The 25017-nt window shown below is 58.4% G+C and carries 23 protein-coding genes and 2 pseudogenes; 10 read left to right on the top strand and 15 right to left on the bottom strand.

The window, feature by feature from the left end:
• Positions 1-70: 70 nt before the first annotated feature.
• The gene (locus H8S45_RS11370) at positions 71-292 is read right to left on the bottom strand and encodes a DUF4368 domain-containing protein (RefSeq protein WP_243182446.1); all 222 of its coding nucleotides are present in this window, start codon (positions 290-292) and stop codon (positions 71-73) included.
• 380 nt (positions 293-672) lie between these two features.
• On the opposite strand from H8S45_RS11370, the gene H8S45_RS11365 reads away from it, so the two are divergent.
• Complete coding sequence (locus H8S45_RS11365; protein WP_107631271.1) at positions 673-1188, top strand: IS110 family transposase; 516 nt, start codon at positions 673-675, stop codon at positions 1186-1188.
• A 5-nt stretch (positions 1189-1193) separates the two neighbouring features.
• Here the strand turns inward: H8S45_RS11365 and H8S45_RS11360 are convergent, their stop codons facing one another.
• The 7 genes from H8S45_RS11360 to H8S45_RS11330 form a co-directional block, all read right to left on the bottom strand.
• Positions 1194-1604: an eL24 family ribosomal protein gene (locus H8S45_RS11360; RefSeq protein WP_054328151.1), complete on the bottom strand. Its 411-nt coding sequence runs from the start codon at positions 1602-1604 to the stop codon at positions 1194-1196.
• Positions 1605-1645: 41 nt separating this feature from the next.
• Complete coding sequence (locus H8S45_RS11355) at positions 1646-2290, bottom strand: L-fuculose-phosphate aldolase (RefSeq protein WP_054328150.1); 645 nt, start codon at positions 2288-2290, stop codon at positions 1646-1648.
• A gap of 18 nt (positions 2291-2308) precedes the next feature.
• Positions 2309-3394: a 2-hydroxyacid dehydrogenase gene (locus tag H8S45_RS11350; RefSeq protein ID WP_107631272.1), complete on the bottom strand. Its 1086-nt coding sequence runs from the start codon at positions 3392-3394 to the stop codon at positions 2309-2311.
• Positions 3395-3495: 101 nt separating this feature from the next.
• Positions 3496-4908, bottom strand: coding sequence for a PTS galactitol transporter subunit IIC (locus H8S45_RS11345; RefSeq protein ID WP_107631273.1), 1413 nt, complete (start codon positions 4906-4908; stop codon positions 3496-3498).
• A gap of 88 nt (positions 4909-4996) precedes the next feature.
• A complete protein-coding gene (locus tag H8S45_RS11340; RefSeq protein WP_054328148.1) occupies positions 4997-5293 on the bottom strand; it encodes a PTS sugar transporter subunit IIB in 297 nt (98 codons plus the stop codon).
• 45 nt (positions 5294-5338) lie between these two features.
• Complete coding sequence (locus H8S45_RS11335; RefSeq protein WP_054328147.1) at positions 5339-5797, bottom strand: PTS sugar transporter subunit IIA; 459 nt, start codon at positions 5795-5797, stop codon at positions 5339-5341.
• A gap of 18 nt (positions 5798-5815) precedes the next feature.
• On the bottom strand, positions 5816-6076 hold the full coding sequence (locus H8S45_RS11330; protein ID WP_054328146.1) for an HPr family phosphocarrier protein: 261 nt from the start codon (positions 6074-6076) through the stop codon (positions 5816-5818).
• A 172-nt stretch (positions 6077-6248) separates the two neighbouring features.
• On the opposite strand from H8S45_RS11330, the gene H8S45_RS11325 reads away from it, so the two are divergent.
• Positions 6249-7205, top strand: a complete 957-nt coding sequence (locus H8S45_RS11325; RefSeq protein ID WP_107631274.1) for a sugar-binding transcriptional regulator — start codon at positions 6249-6251, stop codon at positions 7203-7205.
• A 63-nt stretch (positions 7206-7268) separates the two neighbouring features.
• Here the strand turns inward: H8S45_RS11325 and H8S45_RS16875 are convergent.
• Both H8S45_RS16875 and H8S45_RS11320 read right to left on the bottom strand, forming a co-directional pair.
• Positions 7269-7391, bottom strand: a pseudogene (locus H8S45_RS16875) (sorbitol dehydrogenase); the annotation flags it as partial.
• A 9-nt stretch (positions 7392-7400) separates the two neighbouring features.
• A pseudogene (locus H8S45_RS11320) lies at positions 7401-8231 on the bottom strand (zinc-binding dehydrogenase); the annotation flags it as partial.
• Positions 8232-8631: 400 nt separating this feature from the next.
• Between H8S45_RS11320 and H8S45_RS11315 the strand changes: the two are divergent.
• The 5 genes from H8S45_RS11315 (at position 8632) to H8S45_RS11295 (ending at position 14781) form a co-directional block, all read left to right on the top strand.
• Positions 8632-9534, top strand: a complete 903-nt coding sequence (locus H8S45_RS11315) for a 1-deoxy-D-xylulose-5-phosphate synthase N-terminal domain-containing protein (RefSeq protein WP_147574268.1) — start codon at positions 8632-8634, stop codon at positions 9532-9534.
• 15 nt (positions 9535-9549) lie between these two features.
• Positions 9550-10536, top strand: coding sequence for a transketolase family protein (locus tag H8S45_RS11310; RefSeq protein WP_054328143.1), 987 nt, complete (start codon positions 9550-9552; stop codon positions 10534-10536).
• 1 nt (position 10537) lies between these two features.
• Positions 10538-11203, top strand: a complete 666-nt coding sequence (locus H8S45_RS11305; protein WP_107631276.1) for an HAD family hydrolase — start codon at positions 10538-10540, stop codon at positions 11201-11203.
• A gap of 5 nt (positions 11204-11208) precedes the next feature.
• On the top strand, positions 11209-11901 hold the full coding sequence (locus tag H8S45_RS11300; protein ID WP_147574266.1) for a class II aldolase/adducin family protein: 693 nt from the start codon (positions 11209-11211) through the stop codon (positions 11899-11901).
• A gap of 387 nt (positions 11902-12288) precedes the next feature.
• Positions 12289-14781, top strand: a complete 2493-nt coding sequence (locus tag H8S45_RS11295) for a heavy metal translocating P-type ATPase (protein WP_186950105.1) — start codon at positions 12289-12291, stop codon at positions 14779-14781.
• 49 nt (positions 14782-14830) lie between these two features.
• On the opposite strand, the gene H8S45_RS11290 is transcribed toward H8S45_RS11295, so the two are convergent.
• The 4 genes from H8S45_RS11290 to H8S45_RS11275 form a co-directional block, all read right to left on the bottom strand.
• A complete protein-coding gene (locus H8S45_RS11290; RefSeq protein WP_186950116.1) occupies positions 14831-16558 on the bottom strand; it encodes an ABC transporter ATP-binding protein in 1728 nt (575 codons plus the stop codon).
• Positions 16559-16672: 114 nt separating this feature from the next.
• Complete coding sequence (locus H8S45_RS11285; RefSeq protein ID WP_054327990.1) at positions 16673-17653, bottom strand: diaminopimelate dehydrogenase; 981 nt, start codon at positions 17651-17653, stop codon at positions 16673-16675.
• A gap of 120 nt (positions 17654-17773) precedes the next feature.
• Positions 17774-18571: a tRNA 2-thiocytidine biosynthesis TtcA family protein gene (locus H8S45_RS11280; protein WP_054327991.1), complete on the bottom strand. Its 798-nt coding sequence runs from the start codon at positions 18569-18571 to the stop codon at positions 17774-17776.
• Complete coding sequence (locus H8S45_RS11275) at positions 18568-19323, bottom strand: SDR family NAD(P)-dependent oxidoreductase (RefSeq protein ID WP_054327992.1); 756 nt, start codon at positions 19321-19323, stop codon at positions 18568-18570. Before H8S45_RS11275 ends, H8S45_RS11280 begins: the two co-directional genes overlap by 4 nt.
• 157 nt (positions 19324-19480) lie before the next feature.
• Between H8S45_RS11275 and rnr the strand changes: the two genes are divergently transcribed.
• The 3 genes from rnr (at position 19481) to uraA (ending at position 23985) form a co-directional block, all read left to right on the top strand.
• Entirely contained in the window at positions 19481-21724 is a 2244-nt protein-coding gene (rnr, locus tag H8S45_RS11270) for a ribonuclease R (RefSeq protein WP_054327993.1), read from the top strand.
• A gap of 60 nt (positions 21725-21784) precedes the next feature.
• Positions 21785-22627 (top strand): patatin-like phospholipase family protein, encoded by an 843-nt coding sequence (locus H8S45_RS11265; RefSeq protein ID WP_054327994.1) that lies wholly within the window; start codon positions 21785-21787, stop codon positions 22625-22627.
• A 74-nt stretch (positions 22628-22701) separates the two neighbouring features.
• Complete coding sequence (uraA, locus tag H8S45_RS11260) at positions 22702-23985, top strand: uracil permease (protein WP_054327995.1); 1284 nt, start codon at positions 22702-22704, stop codon at positions 23983-23985.
• 53 nt (positions 23986-24038) lie between these two features.
• Here the strand turns inward: uraA and H8S45_RS11255 are convergent, their stop codons facing one another.
• On the bottom strand, positions 24039-25010 hold the full coding sequence (locus tag H8S45_RS11255) for a transketolase family protein (RefSeq protein ID WP_054327996.1): 972 nt from the start codon (positions 25008-25010) through the stop codon (positions 24039-24041).
• Between the last annotated feature and the right edge of the window lie 7 nt (positions 25011-25017).

Below are 25017 nucleotides of genomic sequence, written 5' to 3'. Positions count from 1 at the left end.
CAATTGCATGGAATCCCTCTGCGGATATCGGTTCACGATGCCCGCAGGGGTGTTTCTATTTCTGTGCCTTTTATAGGTTTTCAGCTTGATCTCGAATAGCAGGGTTGCCAACCATGCCAATATCGGTGTAGTGAATTACTTCGGTTTGGCGTGCATGTATAGAATACTTTACGTCTTTTTCATGCACCACGATTTTCTGGATGAACAGACGCAGCAGCTCCGGCGTCAATTTCTGAATGTCGGTGTAACGCTTGTCCTTGGTGATGATGATTCCGATTTTATCATTTTCCATGTCCGGCATCACGCGCTGGAAATCCGTGCGATTGAAGTTGGCATCGGAATATCCGTCATCTACATAGAATTGCGGGTTTGGGAACAAACCAAGGATGGGGGGGGGGGAGTTTTAAGACCAAGAACAGTTCGGCCAGAAATTGAAATTTGATCTATACGGAAGTTTTTTCCGAAGCTACAATGAAGGGAGAATCGGTCTGACGACGCGATGCTTGCGCTATTCATGCTCATGGCCGCAAACTGTCAACCGTCGCTTTCGTTGCAGCGTTCGATTTTGCAGATCGAGGTAGCGGCGTGGCCGCATGCTCGAATAGCAACGCAAGCTGAATAGGGAACAAATTAGGATTGGTATTGATTTCATGTATTGCTGGAGGGAGCTATATGATGAATCAAACGATCACTACTGTTGGCATTGATGTGTCTAAGGGAAAACGTGCGGTCGCTGTCCGCAGGGCTGATAGGAAAATTGTCCTCCCTCCGGTTCAGATCGACCATACTGCCGATGGAGTCTCTCGACTAGTGGAACAGTTACGAGAAATCGGCGGCGATATGCGAATCGTCATGGAGCATACCAGAATGTATTGGCGACCTATAGCGCACATGCTTAGAGCAGCTGGGTACTTTGTCAGTGTTGTCAACGCGATCCGCATCCATAACTTCAGTGACAATTCCCTCCAAAAGATGAAAACCGATAAAACTGACACCCTTAAGATCGCAAATTATGGTCTTGCATTTTGGACAGATCTACGCAATTTCTCTGATGAAGATGAAACCATACAAATGTTGAAAATGCAATGCCTCCTGTATGAACGAACACAGAAAACCAGTGTTGAACTGCAGAACGGACTGATCTCACTGCTAGATCAGACGTTTCCTCCCCAGCGCTCCGTTGCATAGCGTGATTAAGCCCCCCAGACTGTCAGCACAAGCAGCACCACTGCCGAAACGCTCAGCAACAGGCCGATCAGTCGGGTGATCATCGTCACCCGACTGATGCTCATGCTGTGGAATGTTTCAAACGAACTGATCGGATAGGGGAAAGCCAGAAACGCCAGGCCGGCGACCAACTGGCCGATATACGCGCCGACCATGTGCAGCGGCCCGTCACCGCCAAAGAATGCGCTGATCATAAAGCCCAAACCGCCTGCGAATACCAGCAGGTACAGCGCGGTTTTGAACCGTCGGTCGAGCTGTACATAGCGCTCAGTACGCGCACGGCATTCTTCACAGCATACGCCGAACGACCTGGTATGCACTTTGGCCATCAGTTTGTTTTCCGGCAGGGCTTTACCGCAGTAAACACATTTTTCCATGTGATTTTCCTCCTGAACATGCGCGGCAAAGCCGCACGGCTTTACTTTTTCCGATAGTTCTGGAACGAGTTGAGCACAACGCCTATCTGCTCGTCAGTCAGCAGGTTGGGCTGCTGTCCCGCCGCACGCACGCGGTAATACAGCTCCGCGCAGAATTCAATCTGCTCGGCCACATCCAATGTGTAGCCGATGTTGCTGCCGCAGCACAGCAGGCCGTGGTTGCCGAGGATGCATGCGTAATTGTCGCCCATGGTTTCACAGGCGCACTGCGCCAGCTCATAGGTGCCGAACTGAACATAGGGCGTACACGGCACTTCGCGGCCGGAATAGGCAACCAGGTAGTGCAACGGTGGGATGGACCAACCCATGCAGGACAGCGCGGTGGCAAAGGTCGAATGGGTATGCACCACAGCATGGATGCCCGGACGCTTCTGATAGAAAATGCGGTGCATGTCCACTTCACTCGAGGGCTTGCGGTCGCCGTCTACCTTTTCGCCTTCCGGCGTCAGCACAACCACGTCCTCCGGCGCGGTTTTGAAATAATCCATACCGCTCGGGCTGATGGCAAACAGATTCTCCTTTTCATTATACACGCTCAGGTTGCCGAAAGTACCCACAGTCAATCCTCGCTCGATCATTTGTTTGCCGTATTCTACAACCAGTTCTCTTTCTTCCTTCAGCAGCATAGCATATTCTTCCTTTCATTAGTCCAGAGTGATCGAAGCGGCATTGACCACACGATCGTTGACGCCGCTTTGCAAAAAGCGGTCCGCTTCACGCATCAGCAGAAACGGCGCGCGCGGGATCGCGTCCACCGTCGTTCCCGCGATGTGCGGGGTCAGCAGCACATTGTCCATTTGTAGCAGCGGGGAGTCCGCGTCGAGCGGTTCGCTGTCGTATACGTCCAGTGCCGCACCTGCCATGTAGCCCTGCTGCAGCGCCTCAACCAGCGCGGGCTGATCGACCAGGCCGCCGCGCGCGGTGTTAATGAAGTACGCTGTCTTTTTCATGCGGGAGAAATACTGCATGCCAATCATATGCTCGTTTTCAGGTGTCAGGCGCAGATGCAGCGAAACAATATCGCCCTGCTCGAACAGCGCTTCGAGCGAATCAACCAGCTTGACCGCGCCCAGCCCCACCTGCGTGAGCTTTTCCGGGTTGGTATAAGCATCATAGGCGATGACCGGTACGCCGAGCGCGAGCAGACGGCGCGCTAGCGCCGCGCCCACGTTGCCGATACCGGCCAGCGCGACCGTGTGGCCGGACAGGGTCATAAGGAAATCCGAGTTATAGTAGTTTTTGCACCATTCCCCGCCGCGCATTTTCAGGTGGGATAGTGCGATGTCGCGCGTCAGGCACAGAATCATGCCCAGCGCGAAGTCTGCCACCGGTTCGGCGTTGCGGATGACATTGAGCACCGGGATATTGCGCGCGCTGGCGGCTGCCAAATCGATGTGCTCCAGACCGCCGCGGCAGGTCAGGATCAGCTTAAGGCTTTTGGCCTTTTCCAACAGCGCGGCTGGCACCGGGTTGAAATGCACCAGAAGGACGTCTGCATCCGCGATTGCTTCGTCCAGTCCATCGGCGTAAGGGACGGCCTCTGGGCCGCCGCGCTCAAGCCTGAGTTGCCGGGCGGTGAATTCCTGCTTGTCGGTCGACCCCCAACGCAGCTTCCGGATTTCGCCGCAGCAAAGCGCGCTCGCGCGGACGGCCTGCTCCATGGTTTCGGGCGAAACGAACGCGTCGCCCACAACAACGACCTTTTGCGGCCGCAAGGTGAAATCTTTCATTTGGTCTCCTTTTCCTAAATACGATAGCCGCCGCTGCAAAATGCAGCAGCGGCCGATTAGTTGATTATTGCGTTGCAAACCTTATACCAAAAGCAATGGACTTAATAAGCCGAATACTCTGCGGCAGAGCGCTCCAGATACTCGACAAAACGGGCTTTATTCTTGCGGAACAGGAAGTACATCACGAAGTATACAATTACAACCGCGCCGATGATGATCGGGTTCTTGCTCAGGAAGCAATAGAACAGGCCGGCAATCAGCGGATGGCAAAGGATACCGAAGCTGGTGATGTACACGCCTGCCTGCGGCAGCTGGAAGCCGGCTTCTACAGCTACCTGAGTGAAAGTCGGCGCCAGCTGAGAGGCGATGATCAGGCCCAGCGAGAACCAGATCGCACCGCTGACCACACTCTTGGCAATGTTGCCGTTGGATACGCAGATGAAAATTTCAACCATGTACGGCAGCGCGCACAGGTCGGCCATCGGCAGAATGATGTTGCCCGGCAGCACGAACGAGAGCAACAGCATGATTGGGATCAAGATGATGCCGGTAACCAACGTGTTCGGTTCGCCGTAACCGCAGGCGTCGTTAACGGACAGGTACCACTCGCGGCCCTTGCCGGCCTCGACAGCCTTGGCCTTATAGGCGTCGGACATCGTGGTGAATGCGTTAGCAAAGATACCTGCAACCTTGGGGAATACCGCCATGATCGCCGCAGTCGAAACCGCAGCCGAGCTGACCGTGCCCCAAGCTGCCAGTGCGCCTTCGCCGAACAGCATGTTGTAGTTACCGATCACGCCAATGATGGCGCCGACAATCAGGCCGATGAACATCGGCTCGCCCAGCAGGCCTAGCTTTTTCTGCAGGGTTTCAGCGTTAAGCTTGATCTTGTTGAAGCCGATCTTACCCAGCAGCCAGTTCATGATAACCGCAAACGGCAGGCTTTCCAGATGGTGCGGCGCCGTCATACAGCAGTTGTCATATTCATAATAGGTGGACCAGCGCTTGGCACAGGCTTCAGAGAACAGCAGGATATAGAGCAGCTGCATAATCATGCAGGCCATCGCAAGCATCATGTTCTCCGTCAGGGCATAAATCAGCGAGCCCCAAACCATGAACGAATAGTTGTTCCAAAGGTCGGATGCCATGAAAACGTCCGTCCACTTCGCCAAGAAAAGGACGATCTGCAGTACGATGGCTACACCGATAAACAGAACGCCGACTTTGGTGGAATACGCGATGACCGAAACCGATTGCCAGCCGGTATCCAGGCCGGGCAGGTTAACGCCGGCGTTGGTGACCATTTGATTGACAACCGGCGCGATAATCGCCGAATAGCTGTTAACTACAAAGTTGAAGCCGGTCAGACCGACTGCACACAGCAGCGCGGACTGAAAGGCTTTTTTTGCAGGCGCGCCCATGCACATACCAATGATGAACAGGATGATGGGCACGAACACCGTTGCGCCAAAGGTTGAGAACACATTGCTCAACGTCTGCAGAAATTCTGTCATTTACTTTTCCCCCTTTTTTGTCTGAACGGGACAATCGGAATTGCGGCGGCATAAGGTCTGTATCGGTTTGCTGGATGCAGGCCGGAAATCAGCCCTTGGCTTCCAGAATAGCCAGGCAGTCTTCGACCACCTTGTCTTCTGCCATGCCGGTCAGCATGCCGACAGCCTTCACCTTCGGGATGCCGAAGTCCTGACGGACCGGGCTGACGCAGGCGATCAGGTCAAACTGCTTGCCCGAGATTTCAGAAGCAATGCTGTTGGGGCTGGCTTCGGTCATGGAAGCGTCCCAGCCTTTTTCAGCCAGCTTTTCCTTGAGCTTGCCGGCTACCATTGCCGAGCTAACCGTGCCGGAACCGCACACGCAGAGAATCGTACAGCTTTTCATGATTACATTCCTCCTGTTGTAAACGGAAAATGAGATGGATGGGTTTTAACCGATATATTTCTGCGCGGCTGCAAACAGCTCGTCGTCTGTTTTTGCCGCGCGGAATTCCGCGACTACTTCCGGCTGCTGGAAGACGCCGAGCACTTTCTGCAGCAGCTCAACCTGCTCATCGGGGTCCTGAATGGCCATCATAAACAGCATTTCCGCCTCAACGAGCGTATCAGGATCGCCCATATGGGCGAAGGTGACCGGATGCGCCAGTTGCGCGATGCAGACACCGGGGCGATATACGTGCTGCGGGTCGGTATGCGGCATGGCCACGCCTATTTCCGCCAGCTGCAAGCCGGTGGGATAGGTTACCTCGCGCGCTAACACCGCATCGATATAGGTATCCTTGACAAAGCCTGCGTCAAAAAAGCGCTGACCGACCTGCCGGATCGCGTCCTCGGCATTCTTGGCCTCCACATTGCGCAGGATCAATTCACGAAAGGTTGCCTGTTCCATAGCGCTTGCCTCCCTTGATCATTCGTTCAGTCCGTCGAGAAAAGCGACGATCTTGTTGCCGACTTCCTGTTCGTTTTCGCCCTTTACTTCAATGGTGATGGGCGTGCCTTTTTTCAGTCCAGCGCTCAAAATACCGATAATATTTTTGGGGTTGATCGACCCTTTCTCGGTAATAAGGCGGATTTCTTCCGGAAATCCCTTGCAGAGCGCGGTAAGCTGCGCCGCGGGACGGGCGTGCAGGCCAGTCTGGTTCTTGATTGTAAATTCTTGGCTAAACATGATGCTTTTCCCTCCGATTACTGTCGAATTATATCCGTTTTGCTTGATTATTGTATTTTACTCTGTCTATGCTGTCAACGCAGAATAATTTGACATTTGCGTCAAAATCGCTTATACTATGTTCAAATGGTGAACAAAGTTTCACGTCATTGTTGGTGAGAGGAGCCTTTTTGTGAGCAATCGTGTTGATTTACTGGTGCATATTTCCGAACTTTATTATCAGCAGGAACTGAGCCAGCAGGAGATCAGTCAGATCATGGGAATTTCCCGCCCAACGGTTTCACGCCTGTTGGATGAAGCCAAGGAAACCGGCGTTGTCGAGGTGATTATCCACAGCCCGATCGTCAAGCATCCTAAGCTGTCCTATGCGCTGCGCACGGAGTTCGGTCTGCGTGACGCGATTGTGGTTTCCGGCAACTATGAGTTCGACAAGGCGCTTGCCCGTTGCGCAAAGTGCGCCGCCCATTTTCTCAACACGGTTTTGGAGAACAATATGTCGATCGGCATCTCGTGGGGCCGGGCGCTGGAAGCGCTGTGCAATGCGGTCGAGCCGAGCGAATATTATAATGTTAACGTGGTGCAGATGGTCGGCTGTCTGGGTACCGGTAATCCCCGTGTAGACGGGCTGGAGTTGGCGCTGCGCCTGTCGAAAAAGGTAGGCGGCACATATTCCAACATCTATGCGCCGGTTTATGTGGACAGCGAACTGGTTTATTCCTATCTGGTTGCTGAACCGCAGATCGAAACAACACTGAAAAAGGCGCTCTCGGTTGATATTGTAATCACCGGCATCGGCTCGCTGGACGATCCGAATGCTTCACTGTATCAATCCGGCTGCTATAGCCCGGAGGATCGCGAGGAGCTGATGCGCCGTGGCGCGGTATCCAGCCTGCTTGGCCGTATGTTTGATATCAACGGCAAGGAAGTGCAGCTGGATGGCCGCTTTGTGATTTCCGCCCCGCTGGAAGCGATGTATTATCCGACGTGGTCGATCGGCATCAATGCCGGTGCAGCCAAGGCAGAATGCACGCTGGCAGCGCTGCACGGAAAATATCTCAATACCCTGATCGTGGACGAACCACTTGCCCTCCGCATACTGGAACTGGAGGGCAAGCCGTTCGAAACATGAGGGGTGAAAAAATGCGAAGGCAGGGATGCAGGCATCCCTGCTTTTTTATGCTTATTTCAGCGAGCCGTCCAGCACGATAACGCCCTTGGCGCCTTCGCCGCGGATCATCTTGTCGAAGCCGTCGCGCCAGTTTTCCAGCGGATCGATCGAGGTGACGATCTTCTCCGGTACGACCGTACCGGCTGCGAGCAGTTCGAGCGACTTGACCCAGGAAGAGGGCTTCTGGCTGCGCGAACCGACGTAGGCAATTTCCTTGTGCAGGATCAGGTCGGTCCAGATGCTTTCGTGTGCTTCCGGGAACACGCCCATCTGTACGACCGTGCCCTTGCGGCGGACGATCTCAAGCGCCTTATTGGCCGCAGGTACAGCGCCCGAGCATTCGAAGCACTTGTCTGCGCCGACGCCGTTCGTCATTTCCATGACGATTGCTTTCAGATCCTCGGTCATCTGGTCGACACAGCGGTCCGCACCTGCGCTTTTTGCGATTTCGAAGCGCTCGGCATCGTGTGTCAGGCCGGCGACGATAACGGTTGCGCCCTGGCTCTTGGCGACTTGCATGACCATTTGGCCAATCGCACCCGCGCCAAATACAACGCAGACGTCGTTGGGCTGTACGTTGCCCTTTTCGATCGTCGCATGTACGCCGCAGGCAAGCGGTTCGGTCAGCGAAGCGGAAAGCAGGCTGACATTATCCGGCAGCACATGGACGCTTTCTTCACGGCTGACCAGATATTCCGCCATGGAACCATTGATCTGTGTACCGATGCCCTGCCGGTTGCCGCAAAGATTGTAGTCCTTGCTTGCGCACATCGGGCAGGTGCCGCAGGTTTTATAAGTGGTTTCGCTCGTCACGCGGTCGCCGACCTTGATGTTTTTGACATCGGGGCCGACTGCGGTGACAATACCGGAAAACTCATGCCCTAAAACCACTGGCGGTTTGGTGCTTGCATAAGTGCCTTTAAAGGCATGTAAATCGGTTCCGCAGATGCCGGAATACGCCAGCTTGATTTTGACCAGATCTCCCATCGCCTCCGGTTCCGGGATATCCATATATTGCATATGGTCGTATCCCGCTTCGGTTTTGACAACAGCTTTCATCATCGCATCCCCTCTTGCTTGAAAATATGTTCATATATAGAAATAATGTTCTTTCTTCGTTTGACAAATTATCATATCCAGTTGCATTTATTATAGCGTGATTGGCTGTATTGTCAAGCAAAAACCAGAAAAATATTGTTTAATTTGATCATTTCAACAAAAACCAAATGGGGTTTTTAGTCAATATATCCATTTTAATGCAGTTGACATTTGTTCATATTTATGAAATAATAAAAGCACAATAAACGGTGTATCGCTGCACCCAGCAGCAGTGGGTTGCATAATCCGACATTTGTTTTCACGCGCTTATCAGAAAGGAGTCAATATTATGGCGGAAAAAAAATATTCTACCGAAGAAGTCCAGAAAGTAGCCAACCAGATCCGCAAGCAGATTTTGGGCGTAGCCCTGCAGACCGGCGGCTGCTATCTGGCGCAGGCATGCTCCTCGGCAGAAATCATTGCTTCCCTTTATACTAAGGTGATGAACCTCGGTCCGTCCGTCGGTAACTGGGAGCCAATCCCGTTCCCCGGCGTTCCCGGCCCTGATAACATGGACTATCAGCGCGGTTCTGCGTATAACGGCGCCCCTGCGCCAGACAAGGATCGCTTCTTTGTTTCCTGCTGCCATTACGCATCGGTTATTTACAGTGCGCTGGCGGCGACCGGCCGTATCAGCCCGAACTGCATGGAGAAGTTCAATGTCGACGGCTGGAATATGGAAATGATCGGCGCAGAGCATTCTCCCGGTTTTGAAAACACCGCAGGCTCGCTCGGCCAGACAATTTCGATTGCAGGCGGCACTGCCCATGCCCGCAAGCGCCGCGGCGACACCGGCAAGTGCTATGTGCTGCTGGGTGATGGCGAGCTGCAGGAAGGCCAGACTTGGGAGTGTATCCAAGCGGCTGGTCACTATAAACTGGACAACTTTATCGTTGTTGTCGATGCCAACGACCAGCAGGTTGAAGGCAAGATCGCGGATCAGATGACCGAGGAACCGATCGTTGCTCGTTTCGAGTCCTTTGGCGCGACCTGCGTGGAATGCAACGGCCACGATATTGAAGCGTTCTGCAAGGCGTTTGAAACCCCGCATGAGGGCCGTCCGCTCGTTGTTATTGCACGCACCAGCGGCGCAACCGGCATTAAGCCGCTCGAGAAGCCCCGTTCGATGCATTTTATCCGCATCGGCAAGGACGAGCGCGATGAATTCCAGAAGATCTACGACGCGATGTAAGAGAGGGGTTCAACCATGAAAATTGAAGTCAATACCCACGAAAAAAATATGATCCGCTTTGCCGCGGAGCATTCGGAGGTCGTGGTTATGTCCGCCGACCTCGGTTCGTCCTGCGAGGTCAAGAAGTTCCGCCAGGTTTATCCGGACCGTTATCTGACCATGGGCATCGCCGAGCAGAATATGTGTTCCTGGGCGGCTGGTATGGCGCGAGAGGGCTACCGCCCCTTCCTGCACACCTTTGCCGTATTCCTTTACCGCCGCATTCTGGACCAGCTTGAGATGAGCGTGGCCTATCCGAACCTGCCGGTCGTATTTGTCGGCTTCGTTCCCGGCATCACCACTCCGGGCGGCGTTACCCACCAGTCGATCAATGACGTCGGTGTGCTGCGCACCGTGCCGAACATGACCATTTTCGATATCGGCGACGCAACCGAAATCGAAGGCGTGCTCGATCTGGCATATGAGTGCAACGGCCCTGTTTACATCCGCATGCTCCGCAAGGAAGTGCCGCGTCTGTTCCCTGCCAACGAGCCGATGCAGTTCAACCGTGCCCGCGTGCTGTCCGAAGGCGACGATATCGTGCTGCTGTCCTCGTCGATCTGCACCGAGGAAGCCATGCGCGCCACGGCAGCGCTCAAGGAAAAGGGCGTTTCTGTGCAGCATATGCATGTTTCTACCCTCAAGCCGTTCACCGACCCGACCATCGTCGAGGCGATCAACAAGAGCAAGTACGGCGTTATCACGATCGAAAACCATCTGGACATCGGCGGTCTCGGCACGGCAGTTGCGGACATAATCGCAGAAAACGGCCTGGGTAAACGTCTGGTCAAGATCGGCCTGCCGGGCTATCCGCACGGCGCGTCCAAGATGTACCTAATGAAAAAGTACGGTATCGATGCAATGCATCTGGTCGAAGCCGTCGAGGAGCTGACTGGAAAGAAACTCGGTATTCAGGAAGACGACCTTGAGAAGGTTCGTTTCGTCGATTTCCTGGAGGTATAACGTGCCCTATCGTGCCTGCGTGTGGGATATGGACGGCACACTGCTCAACACCCTGCCGACCATTCTGTATTACTGTAACCAGTCGCTGGCGCATTTCGGGCTGCACAGCATTGCGATGGAGGACTGCCGCGATCTGTGCAGGCTGCCGATCTCGCATTTTTATCATCGTCTGCTCAGATTGAGCGGCTGCCCGGAGCAGGATGTGGAACGGCTACAGCCCGCGATCCGCGATTATGACTGCGCCAGTTACCTGAAGGATTTTTCCCATCTGACCGAACCGTATGAAGGCATACGCGAAACCCTTGAAGCGCTGCGGGATATGGGGATCAAAAACGCCGTGCTGACCAATAAGCCGGATGCACTGGCCCACTCATTGACCAGGCAGTTCTTCGGCGGACTGATGGAAGCTTGCATCGGTCAGACACCGCAAACCATTTCTAAACCTGACCCGCGTTCGATGGACCGGGTGCTGGATACGTTGCATGTGCAGTGCAGTGAGATCCTGTATGTCGGCGATACGGATATAGACATGCAAACAGCGCACAACTCTGGCGCAGCCGCAGCCGCGGCCTGCTGGGGGTATCAGTCCATCGAGCAGCTCATGCCCTATTCGCCCGAGCATGTGATACATGCCCCGGGCGATCTGATCGAAATATTTAGGAGGTAACCGCTATGTTTTCCGAAATGAAAAAAGAAATCATTGATGCCGGCATCATGCTTGACCGCTATGAGTTGGTTTCACTGACCTGCGGCAACCTGAGTGTGCGAATGCCGTCAGGTGAGATCCTTGTCACTCCATCCGGTATGATGTACGAAAAAATGGTTGAGGACGACATGATCGTCATGGATCTCGACGGCAACATCATAGAAGGTACACGCAAGCCGTCATCAGACACACCTGCTATTCTACATATCTTCCGCGAACGCCCGGATATCAACGCTGTTATCCACACTCACCAGCCCTATGCAACTGCGGTTTCTCTTATCCCCGGCCTAACCGAGTTCCGTGTATGCATCACCGCGTTGGCAAACGCTGCGGGCGGTAACGTGCCTATCACCCCGTATTCGGCCGCCGGCTCGATCGATATGGGCATTGACACCGTTAAGTATGTCGGCGACGGTCATGCTGTTATCCTGTCCCAGCATGGCGTTATGACCGTCGGCAAGGATCTTAACCAAGCACTATATGCTGCGGTTTATCTGGAAGAAGCCGCCAAATGCTATCTGGCAGCGCGCGCAGCCTGTGTCAACGGCGAAACCAAGTTAATGAGCGATGCCCAGATTCAGCAGATGGTCGATGTGTTCAAATACTACGGTCAGGGAACAGCCACAATCCCGCAGGAGATGGTTCAGCGTTTGGGCTAAGCAACCGGAAAAAGCCGCCTGCGCGAGCGCTTTCCCCAAGCACACACTGCATGACGTTTATGATGTAACATCTAAAACCCCTTGATTGCATGATCAAGGGGTTTTAGAATAACCTCATTAGGAGAAATGCCCATTTTACACCATCGACTTATACGCATGAAAAGAATAGGCTTGCATCGGATGATTCCCGCAGCAGTCGAGATTGGATCTGCTTTTCAGTCTTATACTCTAAACGGTTTCAGTGTTGTCCCTATGGGACCGCACCTTTGACGGCGTTTTTTGTGCATCTTTTTTTCTTTCCCGCTATTGACAAATCACCGTTCTCGGACTAATATGAATACATGAACATATGAGCAATCATTCATATATAATTCAGGAGGCGAGATTATGGCGAGCGAAAGAACGCGCACTGCCTTACAAGTGCCGGACGAACATACAGCCGAACAGAGTCATCATCCGGAAACGTGCGGCTGCGGCCGCGATCATCAACACGAGCATCACCATCATCACGACGACGGTTGCGCCTGCGGCCACGAGCACGAGCATCACCACCATCACGACGACAGCTGCGCCTGCGGCCACGAGCACGAGCATCACCACCATCACGACGACAGCTGCGCCTGCGGCCACGAGCACGAGCATCACCACCATCACGACGACGGCTGCGCCTGCGGCCACGAGCACGAGCATCACCACCATCACGACGACGGCTGCGCCTGCGGACAGGAGCACAGCCACGGACAGGAGCACCGCCATCGCACGAGCGCGCACGGCATAAAACGGGTATACACCCTGCAAAACCTCGGCTGCGCGCACTGCGCCGCCGAGATGCAGCGCCAGATCAGCCAACTCGACGGCGTGGACGACTGCGTACTGGTCTACGAGACTAAGCAGCTCCGCGTGACCGGCAAAAATCCCGACGCTCTGCTGCCGCGCATCCGCGAAATCTGCCAATCCATCGAAAGCGAGACACAGGTTATCGCTTCAGAGGATGAGGCCGGCACCGGCCGCAGCCATCCGCTTGCCGGTATCCTGATCGGCGCGGGGCTGTTCCTCGCCGGTGAGCTGGCGCTCGGCGGCATGCCAAAAGTACTCGTCATGCTCGCAGCGTACCTGCTGCTCGGCTGGCGCGTGTTGCTGACCGCGGTCCGCAATATCGGCAGGGGCCGCGTGTTTGACGAAAATTTCCTCATGGCGCTTGCCACGGTCGGCGCGTGGGCGATCGGCTCGTTCGACGAGGCGGTCGGCGTTATGCTGTTTTACCGCGTGGGCGAATACTTTGAGGACCGTGCGGTCGAGCGCTCGCGGCGGCAGATCATGGCCGCGGTCGACCTGCGTCCGGAAACGGTCAACCTCGTCGAGGCGGACGGCGGTGTCCGCCCAATCCCTGCGGAGGACGCTGCGGTGGGCGATATCGTGCTGGTCCGCCCGGGCGACCGCGTACCGCTGGACGGAGAGGTCGTGGAGGGCGAGAGCCGCCTGGACACCTCGGCCGTGACCGGCGAGCCGGTGCCGGTGCGCGTCGCGGCTGGCGACCGCGCGATCTCCGGCTGTGTCAATACGGACGGTGCGATCAAGCTGCGCGTCACCCATGTGCTGGCGGAGAGCATGGTCCAGCGCATCCTGGACAGCGTGGAAAACGCGGCCGCGCGCAAGCCCAGGATCGACCGCTTTATCACCCGCTTCTCCCGCGTGTACACCCCGGCTGTCGTCGCCATCGCGCTGCTGACCGCCGTCGTACCCAGTCTGGCCACCGGCGACTGGAGCCAATGGGTGTACACCGCGCTCACCTTCCTTGTCATTTCCTGCCCCTGCGCACTGGTGCTCAGCGTGCCGCTGACCTATTTCGCGGGCATCGGCGCAGGCTCCAGACGCGGTATTCTGTTCAAAGGCGGCGCCTCGCTCGAAGCGCTGAACGATGTGAAGGCCGTTGTCATGGATAAGACCGGTACGATCACCAGGGGCAACTTTGTGGTGCAGCGCGTATGCCCGGCGGAGGGCGCGGACATCGACGAAAACGAGCTGCTTTGGCTCGCCGCTGCGTGCGAGGGCGCGTCCACCCACCCAATCGCAAAATCCATCCTCGCCGCCTATGAGACGTGCAAGGAAACAGCGGAAAGCGCCGGTCGGCCCAGCCTGATCTCGGTCGGCGCACCTGAAGGTATCCGCGAGCAGGCCGGTGAGGGCGTGGAAGCCGTGCTGTGCGGCAAGCCCGTGCTGTGCGGCAATGCCAAGCTACTACGGCGCCACGGCATCGGTCTGTCCGGCTACCACGGTACGCTGGGCAGCACCGAGGTCCTGCTGGCGATGGATGGCCGCTTTATCGGCCATATCGACATCGCGGACACGGTCAAGCCGGACGCGCGGCAGGCGGTCGCCCGCATGAAAGCGCAGGGCCTGACGACCGCGATGCTGACCGGCGACGGGCAGGACAGTGCGGACGCGGTCGCGCAGGCGGTCGGCATCGACGAGGTGCGCGCGCGCTTGCTGCCGGAGGATAAGCTTTCCGCCCTGACCGATATCCGCGAAAAGCGCGGCGCGGTGATGTTTGTGGGCGACGGCATCAACGACGCGCCCGTGCTGGCGGGCGCGGACGTGGGCGCGGCCATGGGCAGCGGCGCGGACGCGGCGATCGAAGCCGCGGACGTGGTGTTTATGAACGCCGACCTGTCCTCCATTCCAACCTCGGTAAAGATCGCGCGGCGGGCAAGCTTGATCTCCAGGGAAAATATCGTGTTTGCGCTGGCGGTCAAGCTGCTGGTCATGATACTCGGCCTGAAGGGAATCGCCTCTATGTGGCTGGCGGTGTTTGCCGACACCGGCGTCGCCATGCTGTGCGTGCTCAATGCCGTGCGCATGCTGTATATGAAAACTGAATAAACGTCTGCGGAACAGAAAAAGAGGAAACCGAGGCCGGTTTCCTCTTTTTTCAGTCTTCTGTGGCGAGTTGATACAGGTGCGCGTACGCGCCGCCCCGCGCGAGCAGCTCGGCATGCGTCCCCTGCTCGGCCACGCCGTCCTCGGTCAGCACGACGATCTTGTCCGCGTTGCGGATGGTGGACAGGCGGTGCGCGATGGTCAGCACCGTGCGCCCCTTGGCCAGCCGTTCGAGCGACTGCTGCACCAAGCGCTCGGATTCATTATCCAGCGCGCTGGTCGCTTCGTCCAGAATCAGGATGGGCGGATTCTTGAGGAACACGCGCGCGATCGAAATGCGCTGCTTCTGCCCGCCGGACAGCCGCACGCCGCGCTCGCCGACAAAGGTATCATAGCCGTCCTGCGTGGCGCTGATGAACTCGTGCGCGCCCGCCTGCTTGGCCGCCTCGACGACCTCCTCGCGCGTCGCGCCCGGCCGCCCGTAGGCGATATTGTCAAAGATCGTGCCTGAAAACAGATACACATCCTGCTGCACCACACCGATCTGTCCGCGCAGCGAATCCAGTTCGACCGTGCGCACGTCATGCCCGTCCACCGTGACGCGGCCGCCGGTCACATCGTAAAACCGCGGGATCAGGTTGCAAATCGTGGTCTTGCCGCCGCCCGACGGGCCGACCAGCGCCACGCTCTGCCCTGCCCGAATGTCCAGCTCCAGATGGTCGAGCACCGGCGTATTCGGGTCGTCCGCATAGGCGAAGCAGACGTCCTCAAAACGGATATTGCCCTGTACGCGCGGCAGCTTTTCCGCGTTTTCCGGACTCTCAATATCCGGCTCCACGTCCATGACCTCGAAAAACCGCTCGATGCCGGTCATGCCGCGCTGGAACTGCTCGGCGAACTCCACGATGCGGCGGATGGTCGCGAGCAGCGTCGCCACATACAGCAGGTAAGCCATAAAGTCCGCGGGGTCGATGCGGCGGTGTACCATGAACAGGCCGCCCGCGATGATGACCGCAATATACATCAATCCGTCAAACGCGCGGGTGGTTGCGGTGAACGCGCCCATCCAGCGGTAATTCTCCTTTTTGATCTCCAGCCAGTCGCGGTTGCCCTGCTCGAATTTCTCGATCTCGCGCGCCTCGCCGGTAAACGACTTGACCACGCGCACCCCCAGCAGGCTGTCCTCGACCTGCGCGTTGACCTCGCCCACCTGTCGGCGGTTTTTCGCAAACGTCCTGCGCATCGCCATATTGAACTTGCCCGCGATGATGGCCATGACCGGCACAATGGCGAAGATGATGATGGTCAGCGGCACGTTGACCGTACACAGGATGACGAACGACACCACGATCTTCAGCCCCGCGATGAAAAATTCCTCCGGACAGTGATGCGAGAACTCAGTCACGTCGAACAGGTCGCCCGTGATGCGCGCCATCAGCTGACCGACCTTGGTGTTTGCAAAATAGCCGAACGACAGCTTCTGCAGGTGGCCGAACAGGGCCGAGCGCATGTCGGTTTCGATGCGTGCGCCCATGACATGCCCGATGTTCGCCATAAAGTAGGAGGCGGCCACGTCGATCAGCCGCAGCACGATATACAGCGCCGCCACGCGCAGCACCAGTCCGCTCGTCAGCAGGGAAACATCGTCCATGCCGACCTGCGCGAGGCGGCGCATCATCATCGGCAGGCCGATCTCGCACAGCGTCGTCAGTGCGGCGCAGAACAGGTCGAGCAGCAGGACGCCCGCGTAGGGCTTGAAATAGGGGGCAAAGCGCCGCATCAGGGCGCCGGTCGATTGCTTCAACAGAGCACCGTTCCTTTCTCTTTTCCGGCGTGCAAAGCAAAAAGGAGCTGCAGGGCTGCAGATCCTTTTTGCCGGTTTGCTTTTTGTTTTTTACAGCATGCGCGCGCGCAGCTCCTCGCCCGTCCGCGCGGACAGGTAGGCGGGCGCAATATCAAACACGGTCTTGGCGCCGCTCATACCCTCCTGCGCCATGCGGTAGGCCGCTCGGGCGTAGGCAGTCAGCACCGCGCCCGTGAACTCCGGATTGGAGTCAAGCTGCAGACGATATTCGATGATATGCCTGTTGCCGGCGCCGGTTTCGCCGCTGCGGATGACGAAGCCTCCGTGCGGCAGGCCCGCATGCTCGCGCGCGAGCGTGTCCGCGTCGATGAAATGCACGGTCGTGTCGTAATCCGAGAAGTAGTTTGGCATCTCCTTGATCTCCCTCTCGATGCGGGCGCGGTCCGCTCCCTCCTCCGTGACGACATATACCTCGCGAGTATGCTTCTCGCGGGTGGTCAGCGCGGGGTTCCGGCCCGCGCGCACGGCCTCGAGCGCCGCCGGCACCGGCACGGTGTACTGGCGCGCGTCCTTTACGCCCGCGATGCGGCGCACCGCGTCCGAATGGCCCTGGCTCACGCCGCGACCCCAGAAGGTATAGTCCTGTCCCTCCGGTAGGATGCAGGAGGCGTACAGGCGGTTCAGCGAAAACATGCCCGGGTCCCAGCCGCAGGAGATAACGCCCACCTTGCCGGCTTTCTTCGCCGCCGCGTCAACGCTGGCGAAATGCTCCGGAATGCGGGCATGGGTGTCAAAGCTGTCGATCACGTTGAACAGGGCCGCGTATTTGGGGGTCTGCTCGGGCAGGTCGGTCGCGCTGCCGCCGCAAAGCACCAGCACGTCGATCTCGTCCTTCATGCCTTCTGCCGCATCCACATGCAGCACCTTTGCGCCCGCGTCCGCGATCCGGAGGGCTTGCGGGTCGCGGCGGGTGAACACCGCTTTCAGCTCCATATCCGGATTCTGGCGAACCGCGGCCTCCACACCGCGGCCCAGATTGCCATACCCCAAAATACCGATACGAATGGTCATAGTTCAGAAGTCTCCTTTACTGTGTGCCGAAAAAGCGTGTTTTTTCTGCTCCTATGATACCATGTCCGCCGGCGTCTGTCCAGTATTCCTATTGGTTTTCCTTGCTTTCCGGCGGGCGGCTCAAAGCCTGTCCAGAAAGCTGTGCCGCCCCGCCCCGTCCCGCCAGCCGAGCAGCTTCGCGGTATCCACGTTTTTGACCGCGTTGAGGATATTCGCCTCGACCTGTGGGTTTTCCGCGGCCAGCGACGCGATCAGCTTTTTGACCGCCGCACGGCGGGTATCGTTTGCGAGCGCTTTCGCCGGACAGTCACACGGGAGGAACGTCAGCCCGCAGTAATCCGCCCAGGCCTGCACGCTGCGCTCGCGCACCAGGCAAAGCGGCCGGATCAACTCCATCCCCGCGTAATTTTTCGCCCGCATGCGCGGCAGCATGGCCTGCACCTGACCGCCGTACAGCAAGCCCATGAGCACGGTTTCGATCGCGTCGTCATAGTGGTGGCCGAGTGCGATCTTGTTGCAGCCGCGCTTCCGCGCCTCGGCGTACAGGTAGCCGCGCCGCATTTTCGCGCACAGAAAGCAGGGATGCGCCGCCGCGTGGCGCGCCGCGACGCGCAGCACATTGGTGTCGAATATCTCAAGCGGAAGAGCAAGGCGCGCGGCGTTCTCCTCCAGCCGCGCGCGGCCGGCGGGCGCGTATCCTGGGTCCATGGCAAGGAACACCAGTTTAAAGTCCACCGTGCGCTGCAGATCCTGCAGCAGCAGGGCGAGCAGCATCGAGTCCTTGCCGCCGGAAATGCATGCCGCGATCCGATCGCCCGGCCGCACCATGCCGTATTCCCGGACCGCGGCCGCAAACGGCCGGCGCAGCAGGCGCACAAATTCGCGCTGCAGCGTCCTTTTGATCTCCTGCGCGGTCATCCGCCGTTTTTCCTGTGCTGGAAATGATAGGTGACGCGCGCGAGCAGGCAGTCGGGCGCGAAGTGGCGCGCCAGGGTCATGGCTTTCATCGCCGCGCCCGGCACAACGACGCCCCTGCCCGCGAACAGCCCGCCGACCGCCTCGCGCGCCACGCGTTGCGCGCTCAGGCCGCCGAGCGAAAACCGCACGCCCGCCACCTTGTTGAATTCGGTATCCACCGGCCCTGGGCAAAGCGCGCAGACCTTGACTGGACTGCCCGCGCGGCGCAGTTCCTCCCGTATGGCCTCGGTCAGCCGCAGGACATAGTTTTTGGTCGCATAGTAGGTCGCCATGAGCGGGCCGGGCAGAAAGCCGGCCGAGGACGCCACATTCAAGACGTACCCGCGCCCGCGCGCAGCAAAATCGCGCACCGCCAGCTTGGTCAGGATATGCACCGCGCGGATGTTCGTGTCGATCATGCGCAGTTCCTCCTCCAGGCTGGTCGAAGCGAATTCACCGAACAGGCCGAAGCCCGCGTTGTTGACGACCACCTCCAGCTCCTCCCCGCGCACCGCCTCGTACAGCAGGCGGCATTCCCTTTCATCCGCGATATCCGCCGCGATCACACGGCACGCGGTGGGCAGTTCGGCAGCGAGCTGCCGCAGGCGCTCCTCGCGCCGCGCGCACAGGATCAGGTCATACCCGCGCGCGGCGAGCAGGCGCGCGATCTCTCTCCCAATGCCGGAGGACGCGCCGGTAACAAGTGCTTTCATCATTTTTTCCTCCTTTGCCGGACTTATTTTCTCCCATCCTTAGTGTATCATGCCGCTGGAGGAACGTCAAACCATGCCTTACGTCAATTTTCCTTTTATTCGGACAGCAAAGATGGTATACTGATACCAGAAGAAAAGAGGAAGAGGAGGGCTATTTATGCAAGATCATGCGCTGGAAAGCAGGCTGCTTTCGCTGCTCACACAGCCCATGCGGTTGGATGAGCTGCGCCGCGCCCTGCCGGAAGCCGGCAAGCAGGAGGTAAAGGACGCGCTCGACCGCCTGACCGCGGACGGTGCGGTCATGAAAAACAAGAAAAACCGCTTCGCTGTTTCCGCGCATTACGGCTGCGTCACCGGCACCTACCTCGCCACCGAGCGTGCGTTCGCGTTCGTCACGCCGGATGTAGCCGAGGGCGAGCCCCGTCCGGACGACCTGTTCATCCCGCCCAACGCCTCGGGCGGCGCGTGGCACGGCGATCGGGTGCTGGTCAAGCTCTCCGAACGGAAAAACGGGCGCGGGCGGCGGGAGGCCGCAGTCGTGCGCGTCCTGCGCCGAGCGGACAGAGAACTGACCGGCGCGCTGGTGCAGCGTGGAAACGCCTTTTTCGTGCAGCCCACCTCAAAAAAATATCCCGAAATCACGATTGACCGGCACGACTTGGGCGACGCGCGGCCCGGCGACCGCGTGGCGGTATCGATCTCTTACTATGGGGACGAAAAATCCGCGCCGCAGGGCGTGGTGCAGGCCGATTTGGGCGAGGACGGGACAATGGAGGCCTCGATCGCGGCCATCCTGCATGAAAACGGCGTATTCAATGCCTTTCCGGACGAGGTGCTACGGCAGGCGGACGCCATCCCGCAGACGGTCGACCTGGCCGCCGCCGGAGAGCGGCTCGACCTGCGGGACAAGCTGATCTTCACCATCGACGGGGACGACGCCAAGGACTTTGACGATGCGGTATCGCTCGAGCCGCTCGAAAACGGGCATTACCTGCTCGGCGTACACATCGCGGATGTGTCGCACTATGTAACGCAGGGCAGCCCGCTCGACCAAGAAGCGTACCGGCGCGGCACCTCGGTCTATTATCCCGGCCATGTCGTACCGATGTTGCCGTTTGCGCTGTCGCACGGCATCTGTTCCCTCAACCCGGGCGTGGACCGGCTGACCTTTTCCGCGCTCCTGGAGGTGGACAGGGACGGACGGCGCTATCGGGCGAGCTTTGCAAAGTCCGTCATCCGCTCCCAAGCGCGCATGACCTATAACAAGGTCAACCGCATCCTCGCGGGCGACGCGGCGCTGCGGGAGGAATATGCGTTCCTCGTCCCCACTGCGGAGAAGATGAACGGCCTTGCACACGCGCTATATCAGCGCCGCATTGAGCGCGGCGCTTTGGAACTGGATATTCCGGAGGCGCAGATCACAGTGGACGAAACGGGCAATCCCGTGGACATCTGCTTCCGCGAACGGGGAGAAAGCGAAAAGCTGATCGAGGAATTCATGCTGCAGGCCAACGAGGCGGTCGCGGAATTCATGTGCAAGCGCGGCCAGCCCACCGTGTACCGCGTACACGAAAATCCGGATCCGGAAAAGCTGCGCGTATTCGCGCAGTTCGCGCGGCCGTTCGGCTACCGCATCGACCCCGGCAAGCCGGAGGATACGTTCCAGTTCCAGGCCGTGCTGCGCGGCGTGAAAAACGACCCCAGGCAGCGTATCCTGCCGACGCTGCTGCTGCGCTCGCTCGCCCGCGCGCGCTATGCGGACGATTGCATCGGCCACTACGGCCTCAAGGCGAAATTCTACCTGCATTTCACCTCGCCCATCCGGCGCTATCCCGACCTCGTCGCGCACCGGATGCTGCAAAAGGCGCTCGCCGGCGAAGCGTTCACCGCCGCCGACCAAAACGCGTGCGAGGAGGCCGCGGCGCAGTCCACCACCCGCGAGCAGGCCGCGGACAACTGCGAGCGCGATATCGACAAGCTGTTCATCGCGGCGTATATGAAGCCTTTCGTCGGCGAGGAATTTGACGCGGAGGTGTCCGGCGTGCAGGCGTTCGGCATCTTTGTCGCGCTGGAAAACGGCTGCGAGGGGCTGATCCGCATCGAACTGCTCACGGGCGATTACTACCAGTATGACGAGCAGCACATGGCACTGCAGGGCCGCCATACCGGCAAGCGCTTTACGATCGGCACGCCCCTGCGCGTGCGGCTGCTCGCCGCGAGCGAGGTGACTGGCCAGATCGACTTCGCGCCCGCCGAGGGGAGCCTCCCGACCGCCGATGTGCCTGCCGTTCCCCCTGCGCGGGAGCGCACGGACGAGCCGCGCGGGAACCGCGCCCAGCGGCGGCGCGGCGCACGCGGGGGCAAAAGCCGGAAAAAGCCACCCACGCGCAAACGCCGGTAGGCTCCGGCGTACCGGACGGGCGCGCCGCGCGCCCCTGTTATCTGAGAAAGGTTTGAAAAAATGCCCGCACTTGTTTTGGAGGGCGGCACGTTCCGCCCCATCTTTTCCTGCGGCGTGATGGACGCGCTGCTGGACCATGATCTTCTGTTCGACTATGTGATCGGCGTTTCCGCCGGCATCACCTACGCGGTTTCCTACCTGTCCCGCCAGCGCGGGCGCAATCTGGAGGTCCTGCGCCGGTACCGGAACGACAAGCGCTATCTGGGCGCGCGCAACCTGCTGCGCGACCATTCGGTATTCGGCGTGGATTTCGTATTCTCCACCATCCCAAACGAGCTGATCCCGTTCGATTGGGAGGCGTTCCACACCTACCGCGGGCGCGCGCTGGTCGGCGTAACCAACGCCCGCACCGGACAGGCGGAATATCTGGACGGGATGCGGCTTGACCGCCCCAGCACCATGCTGCGCGCAACCTGCGCCATCCCGATCTATTTCCCGCCCATATCCATCGGCAGCGAAACCTATTACGACGGCGGCCTGGCCGACCCAATCCCGATCCTGAAAAGCCTGCGCGACGGCAACCACAAAAACCTGATCGTGCTGACACAGCCGGACGCTTACCGCAAGGAGCTGACGTGCGGCACGCGGTTCGCCGCGCGCGCCCTGCACCATCGCTACCCCCGGCTGGCCGCAACCATGCTGTCCCGCCCCAAGCGGTACAATCAAACGGTGTGCTTCTGCCACAGGCTTGCGGCGGCCCAGCCGGAAAACACCGTGCTGCTCCAGCCCGCCGAACGGCTTGAGAGCTTTGAAAAGGATGTAAAAAAGCTTGAATGGGGCTATGAAATGGGGTATAATATGGCCTGCTCGCGCATGGAGGATATCCGGCGCCTGTTTGACTGAGGAACGCCGCCGCGCGTTTTTCATACAGCGCCGCACGACGCGGCGCAAAAGAAATGAGAGGGGATAAAAGAAAAATGCAGACAAACAGAATCATCCAGGTAGAGGACAAGGTGCCGCCCCGTCTGCTGGTGCCGCTGTCCATCCAGCATATGTTCGCCATGTTCGGCGCGTCCGTGCTGGTGCCGTTTATGTTCGACATCAATCCAGCGATCGTACTGTTCATGAACGGTATCGGCACGCTGCTGTTCATCTTCATCACCAAGGGCAAAGCGCCCGCCTACTTAGGCTCGTCGTTCGCGTTCATCGCTCCGGCGACGCTGGTCATCCAGAACTGGGGCTACCCTTATGCGCTCGGCGGCTTCGTGGTGGTCGGCCTGTGCGGCTGCGTCCTGGCGGCAGTCATTTACAAATGCGGCACCAAATGGATAGACGTGGTGCTGCCGCCTGCCGCCATGGGTCCGGTCGTCGCGCTGATCGGCCTCGAGCTGGCCGGAAGCGCCGCCTCCACTGGCGAGATCGTGGGGGACGGCGTGACCACCGCCTCGGTCATTACCTTCTGCGTCACGCTGGGCGTGGCGGTGCTGGGCAGCGTGCTGTTCCGCAAATTCCTGTCCGTTATCCCGATCCTGATCGCGATCCTCTGCGGCTATGCCGCCGGCCTTGTCACCGAGTATTTTGCCGGAGAGCGCGTGATCTTGGACGGCATTATCGCCGCTTTCCACCAGCCGTTATTCCAGCTTCCGAATTTCCAGGCGCCCAAGTTCGACCTGGAAGCTATCCTCATCATCCTGCCGGTGATCTTGGTCATTGCCAACGAGCACATCGGCCATCAGCTCGTCACCAGCAAGGTGGTCGGGCGTGACCTGCTGCGGGACCCCGGCCTGCACCGCTCGCTGTTCGCGGATAACTTCTCGACCATGCTGTCCGGCTTCATCGGCTCGGTGCCGACCACGACCTACGGCGAAAACATTGGCGTAATGGCGATCACCAGGGTCTACTCGGTGCGCGTAATCGGCGGCGCGGCTGTGCTTTCCATCATCTGCTCGTTCGTCGGCCCGCTCGCGGCGCTCATCCAGACCATCCCCGGTCCGGTCATCGGCGGCATCTCATTCCTGCTGTACGGCATGATCGGCACCTCCGGCCTGCGCATCCTGGTGGATAACCATGTGGATTACGGAAAAAACCGCAACATGGTGCTTACCTCGGTCATTTTTGTCACCGGCCTGTCGGGCGTAACGCTGTCGCTTGGCAACGTCGCCCTGTCCGGCATGACGCTGGCCGCCATCGTCGGCATGCTGATGAGCCTGCTGTTCTATGTGTTTGACAAGTGCAGGATCTCCAACGACCTGCAGGAATAATCTATAGTGAAAAAGAGTCCCGCTGCTCCCTGGGGGAGCAGCGGGACTCTTTTTTACTGCCGTTTCCTGCCGACTGCACGCGCCGCTTTTCTGACGATCTCCCGGGCGTTCAGCCGGTATTCCTCCTGCAGAAACCCGATCGCCCCGACTTGTCCAAAACGATCCTGTACGCCGACCATTTCAACTGGTATCGGACAATGCTCTGCAAGCACGCGCGCCACAGCCGCGCCCAGCCCAACCGTACAGTTATGATTTTCCGCTGTTACAATGCATCCGGTTTTCGCAGCCGACTGGAGCAGCAGCTCTACGTCGAGCGGTTTCCAGGTAAACATATCGATCACACGCGCCGATATCCCCCGTTCTGACAGAATCTCCTGCGCTTTAAGGGCCTCGTCCACCAAGAGTCCCGATGCAACAATCGTTACATCGTTTCCCTCGCGCAGAAGCACGCCTTTGCCGATCTCAAAATCCGCGCCATCCTCGTATATGCGCGCGGAATTTTTGCGCACCATGCGCAGATAGCTGACACCATACCACGCATACAGCTTTTTCAGTAGGTTAATAAACATCACATAATCAGACGGATCGAGGACTATTGCATCCGGCACTGCCAGATACAGAGCGCAATCCTCAAACGGCATGTGCGTGCCGCCATTATACGCCGCACAGATACCGGGGTCCGAACCGATCAGCTTGACATTCAGCTTCGCATAGGCCGCGGACAGGAACGCCTGATCAAACGCCCGCCGTGAGATAAAGGGTCCAAAAGAATGCACAAACGGTATCTTCCCTGCCGCCGACAGACCCGCCGCGATGCCGACTGCATTCGCTTCCGCAATTCCAGCGTTAATCACCTGCGCCGGATAAACCTTTGCGATCTCCGACGCTTTGCTGCAGCCAGCAAGATCACAGTCGATATGGACAACGGAGGAATCCTGCGCGATCAGCTCGACCATCGTCTGTGCATATCCGTCCCCGCCCATCCGCTCATCTATTTCATGTTTTCCCGCGATTCGATACTGCATACTGCCT

The sequence above is a fragment of the Agathobaculum faecis genome, from assembly GCF_014287995.1.
GTDB lineage: Bacteria > Bacillota > Clostridia > Oscillospirales > Butyricicoccaceae > Agathobaculum > Agathobaculum ammoniilyticum.
This window is presented reverse-complemented; position numbering and strand designations above follow the sequence as displayed.

Coding starts and splice junctions, on each gene's coding strand:
- H8S45_RS11370 (WP_243182446.1), bottom strand. CDS start 292: ATGGAAAATGATAAAATCGGAATCATCATCACCAAGGACAAGCGTTAC.
- H8S45_RS11365 (WP_107631271.1), top strand. CDS start 673: ATGATGAATCAAACGATCACTACTGTTGGCATTGATGTGTCTAAGGGA.
- H8S45_RS11360 (WP_054328151.1), bottom strand. CDS start 1,604: ATGGAAAAATGTGTTTACTGCGGTAAAGCCCTGCCGGAAAACAAACTG.
- H8S45_RS11355 (WP_054328150.1), bottom strand. CDS start 2,290: ATGCTGCTGAAGGAAGAAAGAGAACTGGTTGTAGAATACGGCAAACAA.
- H8S45_RS11350 (WP_107631272.1), bottom strand. CDS start 3,394: ATGAAAGATTTCACCTTGCGGCCGCAAAAGGTCGTTGTTGTGGGCGAC.
- H8S45_RS11345 (WP_107631273.1), bottom strand. CDS start 4,908: ATGACAGAATTTCTGCAGACGTTGAGCAATGTGTTCTCAACCTTTGGC.
- H8S45_RS11340 (WP_054328148.1), bottom strand. CDS start 5,293: ATGAAAAGCTGTACGATTCTCTGCGTGTGCGGTTCCGGCACGGTTAGC.
- H8S45_RS11335 (WP_054328147.1), bottom strand. CDS start 5,797: ATGGAACAGGCAACCTTTCGTGAATTGATCCTGCGCAATGTGGAGGCC.
- H8S45_RS11330 (WP_054328146.1), bottom strand. CDS start 6,076: ATGTTTAGCCAAGAATTTACAATCAAGAACCAGACTGGCCTGCACGCC.
- H8S45_RS11315 (WP_147574268.1), top strand. CDS start 8,632: ATGGCGGAAAAAAAATATTCTACCGAAGAAGTCCAGAAAGTAGCCAAC.
- H8S45_RS11310 (WP_054328143.1), top strand. CDS start 9,550: ATGAAAATTGAAGTCAATACCCACGAAAAAAATATGATCCGCTTTGCC.
- H8S45_RS11300 (WP_147574266.1), top strand. CDS start 11,209: ATGTTTTCCGAAATGAAAAAAGAAATCATTGATGCCGGCATCATGCTT.
- H8S45_RS11295 (WP_186950105.1), top strand. CDS start 12,289: ATGGCGAGCGAAAGAACGCGCACTGCCTTACAAGTGCCGGACGAACAT.
- H8S45_RS11290 (WP_186950116.1), bottom strand. CDS start 16,558: ATGCGGCGCTTTGCCCCCTATTTCAAGCCCTACGCGGGCGTCCTGCTG.
- H8S45_RS11285 (WP_054327990.1), bottom strand. CDS start 17,653: ATGACCATTCGTATCGGTATTTTGGGGTATGGCAATCTGGGCCGCGGT.
- H8S45_RS11280 (WP_054327991.1), bottom strand. CDS start 18,571: ATGACCGCGCAGGAGATCAAAAGGACGCTGCAGCGCGAATTTGTGCGC.
- H8S45_RS11275 (WP_054327992.1), bottom strand. CDS start 19,323: ATGAAAGCACTTGTTACCGGCGCGTCCTCCGGCATTGGGAGAGAGATC.
- rnr (WP_054327993.1), top strand. CDS start 19,481: ATGCAAGATCATGCGCTGGAAAGCAGGCTGCTTTCGCTGCTCACACAG.
- H8S45_RS11265 (WP_054327994.1), top strand. CDS start 21,785: ATGCCCGCACTTGTTTTGGAGGGCGGCACGTTCCGCCCCATCTTTTCC.
- uraA (WP_054327995.1), top strand. CDS start 22,702: ATGCAGACAAACAGAATCATCCAGGTAGAGGACAAGGTGCCGCCCCGT.
- H8S45_RS11255 (WP_054327996.1), bottom strand. CDS start 25,010: ATGCAGTATCGAATCGCGGGAAAACATGAAATAGATGAGCGGATGGGC.